Annotated in this window: 19 protein-coding genes; 3 read left to right on the top strand and 16 right to left on the bottom strand. The window is 64.1% G+C overall.

Annotated features, from left to right (window positions below):
* Positions 1 to 296 precede the first annotated feature (296 nt).
* Complete coding sequence (locus ALIDE2_RS24815) at positions 297 to 617, top strand: hypothetical protein (RefSeq protein ID WP_013723342.1); 321 nt, start codon at positions 297 to 299, stop codon at positions 615 to 617.
* A 592-nt stretch (positions 618 to 1,209) separates the two neighbouring features.
* A complete protein-coding gene (locus ALIDE2_RS23985; protein WP_009242067.1) occupies positions 1,210 to 1,431 on the top strand; it encodes a hypothetical protein in 222 nt (73 codons plus the stop codon).
* Positions 1,432 to 2,066: 635 nt separating this feature from the next.
* Here the strand turns inward: ALIDE2_RS23985 and ALIDE2_RS23980 are convergent.
* The 16 genes from ALIDE2_RS23980 to ALIDE2_RS23900 all read right to left on the bottom strand — a co-directional run bounded on the left by ALIDE2_RS23980 (position 2,067) and on the right by ALIDE2_RS23900 (position 13,551).
* Positions 2,067 to 2,684 (bottom strand): recombinase family protein, encoded by a 618-nt coding sequence (locus tag ALIDE2_RS23980; protein WP_009242066.1) that lies wholly within the window; start codon positions 2,682 to 2,684, stop codon positions 2,067 to 2,069.
* 7 nt (positions 2,685 to 2,691) lie between these two features.
* On the bottom strand, positions 2,692 to 2,928 hold the full coding sequence (locus ALIDE2_RS23975; protein WP_009242065.1) for a hypothetical protein: 237 nt from the start codon (positions 2,926 to 2,928) through the stop codon (positions 2,692 to 2,694).
* A gap of 12 nt (positions 2,929 to 2,940) precedes the next feature.
* Positions 2,941 to 3,267 carry a ParB N-terminal domain-containing protein gene (locus ALIDE2_RS23970; protein WP_013723340.1) on the bottom strand — a complete coding sequence of 109 codons (327 nt, stop codon included), beginning with the start codon at positions 3,265 to 3,267 and terminating at the stop codon, positions 2,941 to 2,943.
* Positions 3,268 to 3,281: 14 nt separating this feature from the next.
* Positions 3,282 to 3,611 carry a hypothetical protein gene (locus tag ALIDE2_RS23965; protein WP_013723339.1) on the bottom strand — a complete coding sequence of 110 codons (330 nt, stop codon included), beginning with the start codon at positions 3,609 to 3,611 and terminating at the stop codon, positions 3,282 to 3,284.
* Positions 3,612 to 3,783: 172 nt separating this feature from the next.
* Positions 3,784 to 4,278 carry a RadC family protein gene (gene radC / locus ALIDE2_RS23960; RefSeq protein WP_013723338.1) on the bottom strand — a complete coding sequence of 165 codons (495 nt, stop codon included), beginning with the start codon at positions 4,276 to 4,278 and terminating at the stop codon, positions 3,784 to 3,786.
* 559 nt (positions 4,279 to 4,837) lie between these two features.
* Complete coding sequence (locus ALIDE2_RS23955) at positions 4,838 to 4,993, bottom strand: hypothetical protein (RefSeq protein WP_238530182.1); 156 nt, start codon at positions 4,991 to 4,993, stop codon at positions 4,838 to 4,840.
* A gap of 106 nt (positions 4,994 to 5,099) precedes the next feature.
* Positions 5,100 to 5,549, bottom strand: a complete 450-nt coding sequence (locus tag ALIDE2_RS23950) for a hypothetical protein (RefSeq protein WP_013723336.1) — start codon at positions 5,547 to 5,549, stop codon at positions 5,100 to 5,102.
* 13 nt (positions 5,550 to 5,562) lie between these two features.
* Positions 5,563 to 6,030, bottom strand: a complete 468-nt coding sequence (kleA, locus tag ALIDE2_RS23945; RefSeq protein WP_009242059.1) for a stable inheritance protein KleA — start codon at positions 6,028 to 6,030, stop codon at positions 5,563 to 5,565.
* 53 nt (positions 6,031 to 6,083) lie between these two features.
* Entirely contained in the window at positions 6,084 to 8,123 is a 2,040-nt protein-coding gene (locus ALIDE2_RS23935) for a DUF3560 domain-containing protein (RefSeq protein WP_013723335.1), read from the bottom strand.
* A gap of 1,039 nt (positions 8,124 to 9,162) precedes the next feature.
* Positions 9,163 to 9,393, bottom strand: coding sequence for a hypothetical protein (locus tag ALIDE2_RS23930; protein WP_009242149.1), 231 nt, complete (start codon positions 9,391 to 9,393; stop codon positions 9,163 to 9,165).
* Between the two features lie 107 nt (positions 9,394 to 9,500).
* Complete coding sequence (locus tag ALIDE2_RS23925; RefSeq protein WP_009242150.1) at positions 9,501 to 9,809, bottom strand: hypothetical protein; 309 nt, start codon at positions 9,807 to 9,809, stop codon at positions 9,501 to 9,503.
* A gap of 69 nt (positions 9,810 to 9,878) precedes the next feature.
* Entirely contained in the window at positions 9,879 to 10,706 is an 828-nt protein-coding gene (locus ALIDE2_RS23920; RefSeq protein ID WP_013723334.1) for a DUF932 domain-containing protein, read from the bottom strand.
* 82 nt (positions 10,707 to 10,788) lie between these two features.
* The gene (locus ALIDE2_RS23915; protein ID WP_009242152.1) at positions 10,789 to 10,968 is read right to left on the bottom strand and encodes a hypothetical protein; all 180 of its coding nucleotides are present in this window, start codon (positions 10,966 to 10,968) and stop codon (positions 10,789 to 10,791) included.
* Positions 10,969 to 10,970: 2 nt separating this feature from the next.
* On the bottom strand, positions 10,971 to 11,411 hold the full coding sequence (locus tag ALIDE2_RS23910; protein ID WP_009242153.1) for a single-stranded DNA-binding protein: 441 nt from the start codon (positions 11,409 to 11,411) through the stop codon (positions 10,971 to 10,973).
* Positions 11,412 to 12,180: 769 nt separating this feature from the next.
* Positions 12,181 to 12,876, bottom strand: a complete 696-nt coding sequence (locus ALIDE2_RS23905) for a hypothetical protein (RefSeq protein ID WP_013723333.1) — start codon at positions 12,874 to 12,876, stop codon at positions 12,181 to 12,183.
* 69 nt (positions 12,877 to 12,945) lie between these two features.
* A complete protein-coding gene (locus tag ALIDE2_RS23900; RefSeq protein ID WP_013723332.1) occupies positions 12,946 to 13,551 on the bottom strand; it encodes a TetR/AcrR family transcriptional regulator in 606 nt (201 codons plus the stop codon).
* Between the two features lie 141 nt (positions 13,552 to 13,692).
* Here ALIDE2_RS23900 and ALIDE2_RS23895 point away from each other — a divergent pair, with 141 nt between their 5' ends.
* Positions 13,693 to 14,892 (top strand): efflux RND transporter periplasmic adaptor subunit, encoded by a 1,200-nt coding sequence (locus tag ALIDE2_RS23895; RefSeq protein ID WP_013723331.1) that lies wholly within the window; start codon positions 13,693 to 13,695, stop codon positions 14,890 to 14,892.
* Positions 14,893 to 14,911 lie beyond the last annotated feature (19 nt).

Here is a 14,911-nt window from a genome sequence, read left to right as displayed (position 1 = left end):
AGGGTTTAGGCCATTATAGCATTTTCGGTGTCGCCGCGTTGTCTTTTCGGTGTCGCCACGCTAAAAGGCGCGCCACAGCGCGGCTTTTAGCACCGGCAACCATGTTGCGTGGTGTGTGACCGTTCTTCCGGGGCGCGGGGCTTGCCCTGCGAGCTGGAAGAACGGTGCCGTTCTCTCCCCCAGGCCCTAGTGGAAGAAAACCGCGCATTTGGTAAAATGCAGCCGATCAGGGACGCAGCACGTCCCGCCAGATCAGGCAGGTTTTCCACTAGAACCCACAACGCGAGGTAAGAGCCATGAGTAGTGAAACGACGAATCCGAAGTCAGGCCGCAAGGCCAAGACGCTGGATGAAGAAATCGCAGCACAACGCGAGAAGCTGCGGAAGCTGGAGGAACGACAGCGAGAGCAGCAGCGCAAGGAACGCGAGCGCAACCAGAAGGCAGTGATGGAACTCATCAAGACGGAACGGCTTGATGCGGTTCCATCTGATCTTTGGCGCGAAGCGATGCCAAAGATCAAGGCCCTTCTGGTAGTCGATGCAGCGAAACCGGCAGAGCCGGTGAAGCCTGTTCAGACTGCGCCTGAAGTAGCAGCGACGGCCGAGGCCAGCCAGTGAGCGTTTTCCACAAATCCACAGGCCCCGGTGCCCTCGACCGGGGATACCCAAATATCCCAAAGGGAGAGGGTCGCGCCCGGTTTTCCACAAGAGACTTCTTGTGGAAAACCGGAAAAGCGCGAGGGCCTGTGGGGCTTGTGGGAAACGCGGCGGTTGCAGGAGAGACGGCCCGGAGTCCAGAGGCGCGCCTTTGGTCGGCTCCCCTCACGGGGAGACGAAACGGGTGGGGTTGGTTTTTGACTCACCTAGGGGCAGAAGGCTGCAAGCAGCGGACGAGCGTTTTCCACAAATCCACAGGCCCCGTAGCCGTTGCCCGCGATACCTCAATATCGCAAGAGGCAACGGTCGCGCCCGCTTTTCCACAAGAAACCTCTTGTGGGAAAGCGGATCAGCGCGAGGGCCTGTGGAGCTTGTGGGAAACGCGGCGGTTGATAGTGGCACGGTCTAGCGCCCGGAGGGCGCAAGCGAAAGGGATGTGCAAGGCTGCGCAGCAGTCCCCGCAACGCGGGGATGAGCGCGAATGCGCGAACCTGGAGCAGCCCGGTCGGCCCGCAAAGCGGGACGATTCGCCCAACAACGGACGGTGAAGACGATGGAGCAAAGCATCGGGAGCCAGGAGCTATACCAGCACCTGAAGACCCACGGACGCGCGGAAATTGACGGCTGGGCGATTAACGCGGACGGTGCGGAAATTTGGCTCACGAACCCCTACGGCATCGACGTGGGGTTCTACGCCAACAACGCGGAAGGATGCGCCGGCATCCTGGAGCGCATTTCAACTGACGATCACGAAAGGGAATGGGGCACGCTGTAGTGCTGCCATTCAGAATTCAAGGCAACCGACACACGCCACGGAACGGGCGCGGTTGCGTGACAAGGAAAGGCGAAGGCGACGGACGAAGGAAGTCGCCCTCGCCTTTCGCACTTTCCGGCCCTGCGTGACGCGGCACAAGCGCGGAACGAAACAGCAGGACGGAAAGCGGGAGAAGGCGCAAGGCGAACCGCTGCGAAGCAAGGGAAGCCGTATTGCGCCTCCCCGACTTTCGCGTGCGAAAGTTGTACAAAACCGGCAGCGGAGCGGACGGGCCGGGACGGCCGCCGAATGGCGGCAGCGGGAACCGCGACGGCCCGGCGACACGAAGCAGAATGGCAACGGTAGCAGCCTACGGGGCGAGAAGTGGAAAGCCTAGAAGCGATAGCGAATAGGCGATCACCAACTGCGAGCCAGGCCGCGCATTGCGTGGCCTGCGTCTTTCGCGGCGATCCAGATCAAAAGCCGCGAGAAAGGCATACGGCAAGGATGGTGGTCGGCCGAAGGCTGGCCACCATCGAGCCAGTGCAAGCGGAGAGGTTGCCGGCCTGAGTTCAGGCGAAGCTGGAACGAAAGACCGGCAAGGAAGCGGAGCGGGAAAACCGGATTGGCACGGTTGGGCCGAAGGGCCAGCCGTGTCAATCCGGCGCTTTTTTGGGAAAGTGCCGCGCAAGGAACTTGCGCATGGTTTTCTCGGTAACGCCAAAGTATTTGGCGAGCTTCGGCGTCGTCAAACCGAGGGCGTGCAGCTCCCCTACTTTATCGCGTTGAGGGTCGAGCTTGAGGCGGCCGGTGCTGCCTTTGCGCCGGCCGCCGATGCGGCCCTCAAGGCGAGCACGCTGCAAGCCTTCACGGGTGCGCGCACGGGTGAATTCCACCTCGATCATGGAGGCCATAGCGAAAGCGGCGGCCTGAATTTGAGCATTCAGGCTACCGTCCATGACGGTGCCGTTCTTCGTGATGATGATGGTGACGCCGCGCTCGGCGGCAGTCTCCAGAATCGAAAAGACTTGTCCGGGCGACCCGCCCAAGCGGGTGAATTCGGAAGTTAAAAGCAAGTCACCACGCTGGGCCTGCTCCGTTAGGAGCGAGCCCAGCGCGCGTTCCCGCCAGGGAACAGAGCGACTTGCCGTTTCTTCAACGACAACGAGCGGGGCGTAGCCGCGCGAGTTGGCGAAATCCAGCAGGCCAAGCCGCTGGTTCGCCACGTCTTGCGAGTCGCGGGAGACTCGCAAGTAAGCGAAGTAACGAGGCACGGCCGATTCACGCGGAGAACATGAGTTTGTACGCGAGAGGGAAAGCGGCCAGGACGCCCACAATCGGGCACAGGCGGCGGCAGAATGCCGCGCCGGTCTTGGACTGGATGCTGCGAGCGAGAGCGAAGCCTAGCAGCCAGCCAAGGCCCCAGCCGGCGACAAGCACCAGGAGCGCAAAGAAGGTGTTGCGGCTGAAATAGTCGAGGGATGCGGACATCACTCGGTCGGCGGTTTTGTCATCCATGAAGGGCTCCGATCAGTAGACGCAAACGGAGCTGGCCAGCAGGTCAGCGAGTTTGCGGGCTTTGGTGGTCTTGGGCATGGATTGGCCAAAGTCGGTGATCGCGTCCACCAGGACGCGGCACTCGGCTTTGGTCAGTCGCACGCAGGGAATGGGATAGGTAGCGCCATTGCGGAATCGACTGGCCAGCGCCGGCACGGCGCGCAGCCGGCGATTCGCGCAATGCACGGCATCGAGCACGTCGGCCACGGCCACCATGTCGCCGGCTTTGCCGGTGAACATGTGGTCGGCTTGGGCGTGGTCGCCGTCCGAAGTCAGCAGCGCGAAGATGTCGAGCGCCATGATGGGGCAGCGCGTCAGCGGGCGCGCGGAGCGCGCAGCGCGGTGGCCATCAATGGCTCCACAAAGCGCAGCAATGCGCTTTGCTCGTCCACGGTGAAACCGATGGTCAGGCTGTGCTCGATCAGCTCCAGTGCGGCCTCCTTGTACTCGATGGGGAGAGCACTGAGCATGGCCAGACTGAAAAGGTAGTCCGGGTGCGCGGCTGAAGCGGCGCACTGGAGCAGGATCAGCGCGGCCTCGTTAGACGGGTTTTTTTCGATCAGGTGAAGGGTTGCCCTCACCGGCTCGGGAAAGTCGCTCAAAACGGCTGTATTCGCGCCGTAGATCGGGCGATGCTCGCTCATAAGGGCCTCACGGTAGTTATTTGTCCAGAAAGGGCGAATTTTACCGGATTCGACGGTAATTAAAAGGTACGTTTTAATGCCGCTTTTTCCGGCAGGAAAAACGGTCGTTAAAACTACCGGGCAAAACGCCCCGGAGGGGCGTTTGCCGGGTTTTTCACCCGGCTGGCAGCGGCTACAGCAGGCCGCGTTGAGCGAAGGACACGGACGCCCCGCCGGCGACGACGACGTGATCCAGCACGCGCACGTCCACCAGGGCGAGCGCATCCTTCAGCACTTTGGTCAGGTTCTCATCGGCGCGTGACGGCTCGGGCACCCCGGAGGGGTGGTTGTGCGCGAAGATGACGGCGGCGGCGTTCAGGCGCAGCGAGGTCTTCACCACCTCGCGCGGGTACACGCTGGTCTGCGTCAGCGTGCCCCGGAACAGCTCGATGTACTCGATGACGCGGTTCTGTGCGTCCAGGAAGATGGCCGCGAACACTTCATGCTCCAAGCTCCCAAGGCGCAGCGAGAAGAAGGCGCTGGCGTCAGCCGGCGCGGAAATCAGGCCGTTGCGCATCACCTTTTCGTCAAGGATGGCCAAGGCGGCCTCGATGACTTGGCCGGCGCTGGCCAGTTGAAACTGGCCGTTGTCGTCAATGGTGAAAAGGTCGATGTGCGAAGCAGTCATGTCATGGACTCCAGGAAGTGGGCGGGATTGCCTACTTCCTCTGGATCGGTTCGCAGCGCAGCGGTCAAGGGTGAAACGGCCAGCGGCCGCAAGCGCCCGCCAGGGCGCGCAGCCCTTGACGGCGAGAACGAACTGATACCCTTGGAAGTGACAGGCAACCCCCACCCTCTGCACACCACGGACGCCTTTGTGCAGTTGTCTAGCTTTCGCGCGCGAAAGCTCACTTCAGGCCGACAGGCCAGCGCCCGGAGGGCGCAAGCGAAAGGGATGTGCAAGGCTGCGCAGCAGTCCCCGCAACGCGGGGATGAGCGCGAATGCGCGAACCTGGAGCAGCCCGGTCGGCCCGCAACGCGGGGCGATTCGCCCGGCAGGTTTTCAGGGGTTAGAGGAAGCCAGGGAGAGAGAGGAACACGGGGAAGGAGAAGATCCACCCAGCCAGCAGCAGCGACACAAGGAAGGACGCCGGCAGGACGGTGCGCGCAGCGCGCAGGCTTGCCGGCCCAGCCAGCAGGGCAAAGCCCTGCCCTTCCAGCCCGGCGCAGCCGGGCTTGTCGCCGGCCTACCGCTCCACCTGGGGAGCGGTCGCGGCTACGGCCGCCCTGCCCGCCTCCATAGCAGCATCGGCTCGCTTGTCCAGCAGGGCGCACAGGAAGGCGGCATCGTTGGCCACGTCCACCGGGTCACGGGTCAGCGCGGAGCGCAGCGCGTTTTTCATCCAGTGGGAGGCGGCGGGATCGGCTAAAACTTCGTCAATGGTCGGGACATGGGCGCGGGGCATAGTAGGTGCTCCAGTTGCGGCCGCCACCGGGCGGCCGCGCGTTTCAAAAAAGGGCCAGTTGCGGGGGTTCCGCCTCGGCCAGCTCGGTTTTCACGTCCTCCAGCTCAAGCGTCAGCTTGACCAGAATGGACAGGTCATAGGAAATGTGGGCGTCCTTCAGGCGCAGCGCCGTGCGCAGCGCGCCCAGCGGGTTGTTACCGCTGGAAATGCACACGTCGTAAGCGGACAGGGCCGCTAGGCCCTGCTCGCGGTAGCGCGTATATGTGGCGATGTCGCGCTGTAGCTCGGCCTCGTACTGCTCGATTTTCCGGGCCAGGTACTCGGCCCGGTCGGCCGTGGCCTTCGGGACGCGGTGCCCTAGATGGGGATCGAGGCTTTGCCAGTTGGCGCGGATGCCCACCTTCTCGGCCTCGGGGAATTCCGCGATCAGGGCCGCGACAGCGGCCGGATCGACGGCGGCCACCAGTGCGGCGGCCTGCTCCTGTATAGACATCGGCCGCCCTCCCCTAGCCTTCCAAGCGGGTCAGCAGCGGGACAGCGCCGTAATTCCACCAGTCAAAAACCCGGTGCAGCGTGGCGCGCTGTTCTTCCTCGGTCGCGGTGCTGAAAAGGTTGTGCTGCCGGATCACGCGGCCAGCGTGGAAGGCTTGCAGCACCTCCAGCGGGGACGGGGCACCATCGAGGGCGCGCAGCGCCTCGCGCAGCTCGCCGTCTTTCACGAAGCCGGGCGGGAACGGCTGGCCACGGTCGGCGGCTGCGGTCGCGGCCTGCTCGATGTCGTGCAGTGTCCATTGCTTCATGATTCGATCCAGCAGGGCGGCGCGGCCCTCACGGACTCCCGCGCGCAGCGCGGCCGCTTGTTTTTCCAGTTCCTCGGCGCTGGCCAGCTTGGCGGCCAGCTTGTTGCGCTCGTTGCGGATCGGGTCGCCCACTTCCGGCAGCAGGTCAACCCAAGGCATGAATTTCGGTTGCATGGCTCGTACTCCTTGAGAGGCCCCGGCGAAGCCGGGGCGCGTGCGTTGGTGGGTTAGGCGGTCAGGGTGAAAAGGGCGGTATTTACGGCGGTGCCGGATTCCGCGAAGGTATCGGGGGGCAGGCTCTCCCATTCGCCGCCGTGCTGCTCCACCAGCGGGCGGAGCTGGTCATTCTGGCGGGGGCCGTTGGCGCAGATCGCTACCAGCTTGCCGCCCGGCTTCAGGAAGCGCAGCGCGTGGCGGATGTGCTTGATGTCGTCGGCGTTGGCAAAGGGTGGATTCATCAGAATGCGGTCGAACGATCCCCACAGGGTTTCGGGCGTGCATTGCAGGAAGTCACCGATCACCACGGCGCGGCGGTCTGCATCGAGGCGGCCGCCCAAGGCCGCGTTAATCTCCACGGCCACCACTTCGCAGCCCTCGGGCAACTGCTCCAGAATCCGGCCGGTGCCGGCGCTCGGCTCCAGCACGCGCATTCCCGGTTCGATGTCGGCCAGCTCAACCATGCGCGCGGCCAGATCGGCCGGGGTCGGGAAAAGTTGCGGGACGCTCACAACCTGCACGCCAGCCTTGAGCTGGTCGCGCATGGCTTGGAAGTCCTCGGCCATCGCGGCGCGGTTGTCGGCGCTCTCGGTGCTGGCCGGGGCCTGCTCGGCCGTCACCGGGGCCGGGGCCACGGGTTCGCGCTCGAATTTCACCGGCTCGGCGGCCTCGGGCGCGGGCTTGTCCACGCGCTTGGCGTCGGTGATGTAAACCTGCACGATCCGATAGCCGCTATTGGCCAAAAAGGCGGTGCGGTAGCGGTACGCGCCATGCTCGGCCGTGGCTTGCGCGGTGCGGGTGCCCTTGTAGTCGGCGGGCTTGCGCTTATATTCCTCGGCGGTCATTTCGATGAAGCCTTCACCGGGGAAATTCACCAGCGGCGGCAGCTTGGCGGCCTTCTTGACCTTGGCGGCGTCTTCCTCGGTCGGCGCGCGGTAGTCCTTGATTTCCTCAATGCCGCGCACGCGCACATAACGGGCGTTCGTGGTCACGCTGTTGATCTGGCCGCCCTTCTTGTTGACGCGCATCACCACCAGCCATTCACCATCAACCAGGACGCGGCCGCCCGGCTGGATGTCGAAGCCCTCGGCCTTCAGGCCGCCTTGCTCGTCCAGCATGGCGCGCTCGTAGGCAATCCGGTTTTCATAGTGGGCAATCCAGCGGTCACAGTGGGCAACCGTGGCCGGGTAGGTCTTCTTGGCGGCCTCGATCACTTCGGCCAGGGTGCGCGGCGCGTAGAGGTTCGGATGCGAGCCGTTCAAGGCGTCGTAAGCGGTCGGGGTGTGGCTCCAGTCTTCGCGGTCGCCTTCCTTGCGCGGCAAGTGCAGCCAGCACATGCCAGCGATGCGCAGGGCCACGGCCTTTTGCAGCTCGGCGTCTCGCTCGGCCTCGCATTCAAGCCACAGCTTCAGCCACATTTCGGCCTCTTGCTTGCTGCGCTCCTGCTTGCGCTTGTCGGCCTCCAGCCCCTTGATGCGGCGATGACGGACGGCGGGCAGCTCCTTGTATTTCGCATGACGCAGGGCACCGGCTGCGCGCTGCTTCCAGTATTCGGAGGTTTCCCACATCTGCACGGCACGGCGCATCCCGTTTTCCATGCGCTCGGCGTCCTTGCGGGCCTTGCGTTCGCTGTGATGGCCCACAAGGATGGGTTGCCCGAACTCGAACCGCTGCCCGATGGCCTGCACGGCGTTGCGCGCTGCGCTGGCGTCATGGGCGCGCTTGTCGCTGTAGTCCTCGAAGCGGTCGGCGCGCTCCTCGGCGCGCTCAACTAGGCCCGTGTCCTCGTCGCCAATCTCGCCGCACAGCTCCATCAGGAGGTCTTCGCGGGCCGGCGTCCACATGGGGGCCACGAAAAGCTCTTGACGGGGTGCCCACTTGAAGCCGGCCGCCTTCACGCGCTCATAAGTCGCGCTGTCCAGTCGTGAGGACGGATAAAGGCGCAGCTTGTTGTCTTCGGGGGAATAGGTGGCGGTCAGCGTTTGCATGGTCGTTTTCCTTATGCGGAAGGGTTGAAGATGGTCTAAGCGGCTGGGGTCTGGTCTGCTCACCGTCACCCCTGCCGGGGCATCGCCTCATCACTGAAGCAATGCCTACATTCTACCCGTCAAACTATTGACCGTCAATAGTTTGTGAGAGAAAAAAGCCTGATTTTTCGCGGGTTCCGGGCTTGTGTTTCTTCGGGGTTCAGGCAAGCTACCTTGGAGCCTCGGGGCGGGGTTTGGGGGCCGGAACAGGCCCCCAAGGTGTTGCAGTTGCTCTTGCCCCGCAGGGGCACAAGCTCCCCTGCTCCCCGTCGATCACCCACATGGCCAGCGGAGCGCGGGGCCGGCTTTTGCATCCCACCATCTACCTCGTCGCCTCGGCGTCCAGGAGCACGCAGGACGGGCGCGGTCAAGGGAGAAACCGGAGGCCGCACGCGGAGCGCAGCCCGAAGGGCGAGCACCGAACGGGTGAGGATTTCAGGGCGCAGCCCGGCCCTTGACCGGAGAAGCCCGGCCGGAGGGCACCATGACGACGAATAAAGGCGCGAGGTAGTGGTGGGGTGCGGCCCCGCGCGTAGCGGATTCAGCGCACCAGCGCCGGCACACCACGGATCAGATCCACAGCCCGAACTTTCGCGCGCGAAAGTTCCTCGATGCGGCCTTCAGGCCGGGCAAGCGGAGCGCGCAGCGCCGGTAAGGCGCGGAGGCGTCAGGGATTGACGCCCGAAGGGGCGAGACGCCGCAGGCGGCTCGATGCGCAGCACGAAAGCCCGGCCCCGCAGGGGAGACGCCCTAACGACGGCGGGAATCCTGGTGCAACAGGTCATAGACGCCCTGCCCTTCGCTGTGCTGGCAATACTGGCACCAGCGGAGCATCCCCGCAGCCGTGGCCCGCCATTGCGTCAAACCGTGCTTTGCACACGCCGGGCAAAGCCCACGTTTCGGCTTCCGGGAACCGAAGCCCTGGCCAGCTCTCACGCCCACGGCGCGCACCCGGAAAAGGGCCATACCGGGACGGCGTAGCCGTGCCGGCCAAGCCCAGCAGGATGCCGCGCGGCGGGGCGCAGCCCCAAGAGCGCCCGCCCGCGCAGGCGGGCGGTGGTCATCAGCATTGCCAGTTGGCACGGAAGCCGCGCCAGTCGCGGGCCACAAAGCCGGTGGCCGATTCGAGCGCGGCGGCCAGGGCCTCGGCGCGCGCATGGGACGAGTGGCGGCGGATCGCGGCCGCGAACTCGGCCAGGGTCAGGCGGGAACCCCAGCGCACCAAGTAGCCCCATGCGGCGATAGCGTGGCGGATCAGTTCGTTGGTGGCAGTGTCGGTAGCGGTCTTGCTCATGGTCATGTCCTTGGGTTGGATGGTCGAGGGTGAGGCTGACGCGCGGGCCTGCTCGCCCTGGTGCGCGTCAGCCGGGTGCAGCGCCGGCCAGCGGCCGGCGCTCCGATTTAGGCGGCGGCCTCCAGCTCGGGCACGGCGCGGGATTCATCCAGGCGCAAGCGGGATTCGGGAACCGGGAACCACGGGCAATCCCAGTCCAGCAGATAGCGCGCGCCGTTCGCGTACTGGCCGCACGGCGAAGCCGGGCGCTGATAGAAGCCGGTGACACGCAAGGGAAACTCAATGCCTGCCGGGTTCGTGTAAATCACTGGATCGCCGGCTTTGAACCGCAAGGGCTGGCCGTTCTCGGGTGCATAGGGCTTTTGCGCGTCGTGCTGGGCGGTGACTTCCTCGGCCCATTCGTGGTGGCTGCTCATGGTGTCGTCCTTCGTGTAGTGGTGGGAGGGAGGCCCGGCCGCGCGTCCAGCGTGGCCGGGCGGCTCGGGTTAGCCCTTCAGGCGGCGCATTTCCTCGGCCAGCACCCACAAGGCGCGGTTCAGCTTAACGCTCTGGTCGATGCCGTTGACCGGGCGCGTCGTGGTGGTGCGGCCGCTGCGGTTGCGGCCGCGCAGTCCGCCCTTCATCATGTTTTCCTGCACGCGGTTGAAGGTCGTCCACATGTCGTCGCGGCGGTCCTCGAAGCGGCGCGGGGCCAGGATTTGGGATTCAGTCACGGGCACAGCCCCGCTGTCCTGGTCGTCGTACTTCAGGGCCAGTGCAGCGCGGGCAAAGGCGGCCTGCTCGCCCTGGTTGAGCGTGAGCACCTGCATGGCCTCGCGCTGGGCGGTGGCTTCCTCGAAGCTGTCCAGCACCTTGAAAGCGCCTTCGATCACATCGCCCACCACGTCGCCGTTATGGCGCACGCGGATGTCGCTGGTTGTCTCGCCGCATACCATGCCGTTAGAGCACACAAAGCGGAACATGCCGGCCAGCATCTGGTAGCTGCTGGTGCCGTCGTGGCTGTTCAGCAGGATGATTTCATTCGCCTCGCGGCCGGCGATCTGGTCGGCGTGGCGCAGGCGGATCATGTGCTTGGTGTGCTCGCGCTTTTCCTCGTTGCGCACGCGGGTCTGGCAAACCATGAAGGGCTGGAAACCCTCTTTGCGCAGGCCGTTCAGAACGTCAATGGTCGGGATATAGGTGTAACGCGCGGAGCGGCTTTCGTGGGCGGCCTCGGCAAAAATCGAGGGGGCCACGGCGCGGATTTGGTCATCCGACAGGGGCATGTCGGCGCGGATACCGGAAGCATTGCGGAAGCGGCTTGCGAGTTGCATGGTCATTTCTCCAGTGAGTTGATGATGGTCTAGGGATCAAAGGGCCGATAAGCCCGGCCTGCTCGCCGGGCCTGTCGGTTGTTCAGGTCTGCGGCGCGGATTCGCGCAACATCCCTTGAATCTTGGCTTGGAGGTCTTCCAAGCGGGCCACCGCCTCGGCGGTGCCTTCTTCGTTCGGGCAGTAGTCTTTTTTGTCGTCGATGAGGTTTTTCACTGCATATTCCAGATCGAAAAGCTCATCACGGGTAAAGCTGCTGGCCATGATTAGCGGCGGCCTTGACCGGCTTGCTCGGTGCTGTCGTAGTCGCGCATCCAGTCGTCGTGCTCGGCGTTGCCGGGGCCTTGCTGCTGCTGGCCAGCGTCACCGCCTGCACGGTTGCCGCTGGGACGGCCCAGGTACTGCACGCGCTCGGCCTCGAAGTTGAAACCGCCCTTGCGTTCGGCCTGCTTGTACCAGCTACGAATCCGGCCCATCACCGCCACGGTGGAACCCTTCTTCAGAAACTTGGCGTCGTTCTCGGCTTGCTTGCCGTAGGTCGTCACCGGGATGAAGTCGGTTTCTTCGTGCTTCTTGCCGTCGCGGTCGAAATAGACGTTATCCACGGCGACAGTGAAGGTCACGGAAGGCGTGCCGCTGGGCGTGTAGCGCAATTCCACGTCCTTGGTCACGTTGCCCACGATGGTGAAAGTGTTGATGCTGGCCATGATCGAAGCTCCTTTTTTGCTCGGTTGATGGTGGTCTTTGCTGCCTGGTGCAGAACCGTTCTTTGTTCCTACACCATGAGTCATATTGTACCATAAAACTATTGACCGTCAATAGTTTGTGAGAGAAAAAAGCCTGATTTTTCGCGGGTTCCCGGCTTGTGTTTCTTCGGGGTTCAGGCAAGCTACCTTGGAGCCTCGGGGCGGGGTTTGGGGGCCGGAACAGGCCCCCAAGGTGTTGCAGTTGCTCTTGCCCCGCAGGGGCACAAGCTCCCCTGCTCCCCGTCGATTACCCACATGGCCAGCGGAGCGCGGGGCCGGCTTTTGCATCCCACCATCTACCTCGTCGCCTCGGCGTCCAGGGGCACGCAGGACGGGCGCGGTCAAGGGAGAAACCGGAGGCCGCACGCGGAGCGCAGCCCGAAGGGCGAGCACCGAACGGGTGAGGATTTCAGGGCGCAGCCCGGCCCTTGACCGGAGAAGCCCGGCCGGAGGGCACCATGACGACGAATAAAGGCGCGAGGTAGTGGTGGGGTGCGGCCCCGCGCGTAGCGGATTCAGCGCACCAGCGCCGGCACACCACGGATCAGATCCACAGCCTGAACTTTCGCGCGCGAAAGTTCCTCGATGCGGCCTTCAGGCCGGGCAAGCGGAGCGCGCAGCGCCGGCACGGCGCGGAGGCGTCAGGGATTGACGCCCGAAGGGGCGAGACGCCGCAGGCGGCTCGATGCGCAGCACGAAAGCCCGGCCCCGCAGGGGAGACGCCCAGGGGTTAATACGGCGGGTCGTCATCCAAGCTGTCATCCACAGCCGGAAACGGGTTAATCCGGTAGCCCAAGTCTTCAATGGTACGGGCGTTGTCGGGTAGCTTGTCACGCATCCAAACCGGGATGCGGCCCTGCGCGAACAAATTGCACTCGGTCGGCTCTCGATCAGCGGTCAGCCACTCAACACGGAATGCCTGCCCGCCGAAGCCGATTCCCTCGCCAAGCACATTCCAGGTGTAATGCACGCCCTGGTAGATCACGCGCTGAATATCGGTGGCGTCGGCCAGCTCGGCCCAATAGGACTCCAGTTGCGAGACGGCATCCGATTTCGCCCGCTCGATCCGGGCCAAGGTGTCGGCGTCAGGGGTCGGACTGGCAGAAAAGGACAGGACTTGACGCCAGCCAGCGGCCGCATCCTCATGCGTGAAACCAGCGTGGATTCGCAACGGCTGCTCGGTAAAGCAATGCCGGGTTTCGCGCGTGTCATCGTTGAGGTGGATTTCCACGGACTGCCGCTTCGCCCGCAACCAAGCCGTTCGCGCGGCCTGCTCCAAGCGGTCAGCCTCGCCCTTCGCGGCCCGGCCTTCCGCATCGAGGCGGGATTGTTCGGCGCTGCCATCTTCGGCATCCACGCAGCGCAGAAAAACAGCGCGATGATGCGCTTTCGCGTCCTCCCAAGCCTGATTTTTGAAAGGGTTCATGGTCAAAATCCAAATAGGTGAATGGTCTGGGTCAAAGAGTCCGGCCTGCCGGTCGGCACCTTTGGGTTGTTACGACTGCGCGGGAGAGGTGTCCCGCCGCAAGCCCGCCACCAGTACAAGAAATCCCTGCACGGCTTTTTCGAAAGCGGCGCGTGGGTCGTCTGCGCTGGCGATCCACAGCGATGCGCCCAGCAGCGCCCCGCTTATCAGGCGGGCCGTCGCCAGGGAATCGACGGGGCGTATGACTGCCTCCTCGATCAACTTCTGGAGGCTGCGGCGCATATTCACGATGCACACGTTCTGGCTGGGCCACGGGGAGGGATCGCCCAGAACCGCTGGCCCGTCCAGCAGGACGATCCGCTGGACTTCGGGCTCGACGGCCATCTTGATGTAGCCAATGCACTCCTGAACGAAGCCGTCCCAGGTGGACTCCGCCTCCTCGACGATGACGGCCAGTCGGCCAGATATCTCTGCATCAATCTGGGCGATGACCGCCTCCAGCAGCCCTTTCTTTCCACCGAAGTGGTGATAGAGCGCTCCGCGCGTCAGTCCGGCTTGGGCCGTCAGCTCATCCATTGAACTGTCCGCATACCCCACGGTTGCGAACGCAGCGCGGGCGGCACTGATGAGCTTGGCCCGCGTTTCCTCAATCATCTCTGCACGCTTTTGTGCCATTAGGTCGTCCTCCGATTTTTCACATACGAAGTGTATGTAAATGATTGACATACGTTGCGTATGAGTGGATGATAAATGGCATACGTCACGTATGTCAAATTTTATCAACCGGGTTTCGCCATCCCTTCGAGACTGAAAACAATGAGCACATTGCCTTACCTTGCGGTCCTGCCTTCCTGGCGCCGCGCCTTGCCGTTAGCTGCGGCGAGCTTGCTGGCGCTGTCCCTGGCTGGCTGCAATAGCGACGCCGCCGACGCGGTCGCCGCCCCTCCACCCACGGTCAGCGTGGCACCTGTGTCGGTGCGCAAGATCGTCCTATGGGATGAGTTCAATGGCCGCGTCGAGGCGGTGGAAAGCGTTGCGCTGCGGCCACGTGTGAGTGGCTACATCGACAGGGTCAATTACGAAGAGGGCCAGATCGTCAAACGTGGCGACGTGCTGTTCGAGATTGACGCTCGCAGTTACCGTGCTGCTCTGGCTCGCGCGGAAGCAGACTTGGCCCGCGCCCGCACGCAGGCCGCACTGGCACGTAGCGAAGCGGCCCGTGCTCAAAAGCTGGCTTCGTTGCAAGCAGCCTCCACCGAGGAGTTGGAGCAGCGCCACGCCGCCGCCGATCAGGCCCAAGCCAACGTGCAGTTCGCCCAAGCCGCAGTCGAGACCGCCAAGTTGGATCTGTCGTTCACCCAGGTACGTTCGCCCATCACAGGCCGCGCCGGACGTGCACTGGTCACGGCAGGCAACTTGGTGAGTGCTGACGGCCAGGCCAGCATCCTGACCACCGTAGTCTCGCTGAACCCGGTGCACGTGCATTTTGATAGCGACGAGCGTACCTATCTGCGCTACGCCCACATGGCTCGCAACGGAGAGCGCCCCGACCAGCGCAGCGAAAGTATCCCGGTGCAGGTGGGCCTGGTCGGCGAGAACGGCTATCCACACGCCGGAAACGTGGACTTCGTGGACAACCGTGTCGATGCGGCCACCGGCACCATCCGCGCACGCGCCACCCTGGTCAACCCCGACGGCCTGCTTACGCCGGGCCTCTATGCCCGAGTGCGCCTGCCGGGTAGCGGCAGTTTCGAGGCCATGCTGATCGACGACAAGGCCATCCTGACCGACCAGAGCCGCAAGTACGTGTATGTGATCGATGAGAACAACACCGCCCAGCGCCGCGACATCACGCTGGGACGCAAGGCCGAAGGCCTGCGCATCGTCGAGGAAGGTCTAAATCCCGGCGACCGCGTGATCGTCAACGGCATCCAGAAGGTTTCTGTCGGCATGCCAGTGACGGCCCAGGACATCGAAATGGCGCCTGCAGGCCGACAAATCCAGGCGAGCGAATGAGCGCGGAGAGCCAGCCATC

This window comes from Alicycliphilus denitrificans K601, assembly GCF_000204645.1.
Classification (GTDB): domain Bacteria; phylum Pseudomonadota; class Gammaproteobacteria; order Burkholderiales; family Burkholderiaceae_C; genus Alicycliphilus; species Alicycliphilus denitrificans.
Note: the sequence above shows the minus strand (reverse complement) of the source record. Positions and strands in the feature narration are given on the sequence as shown.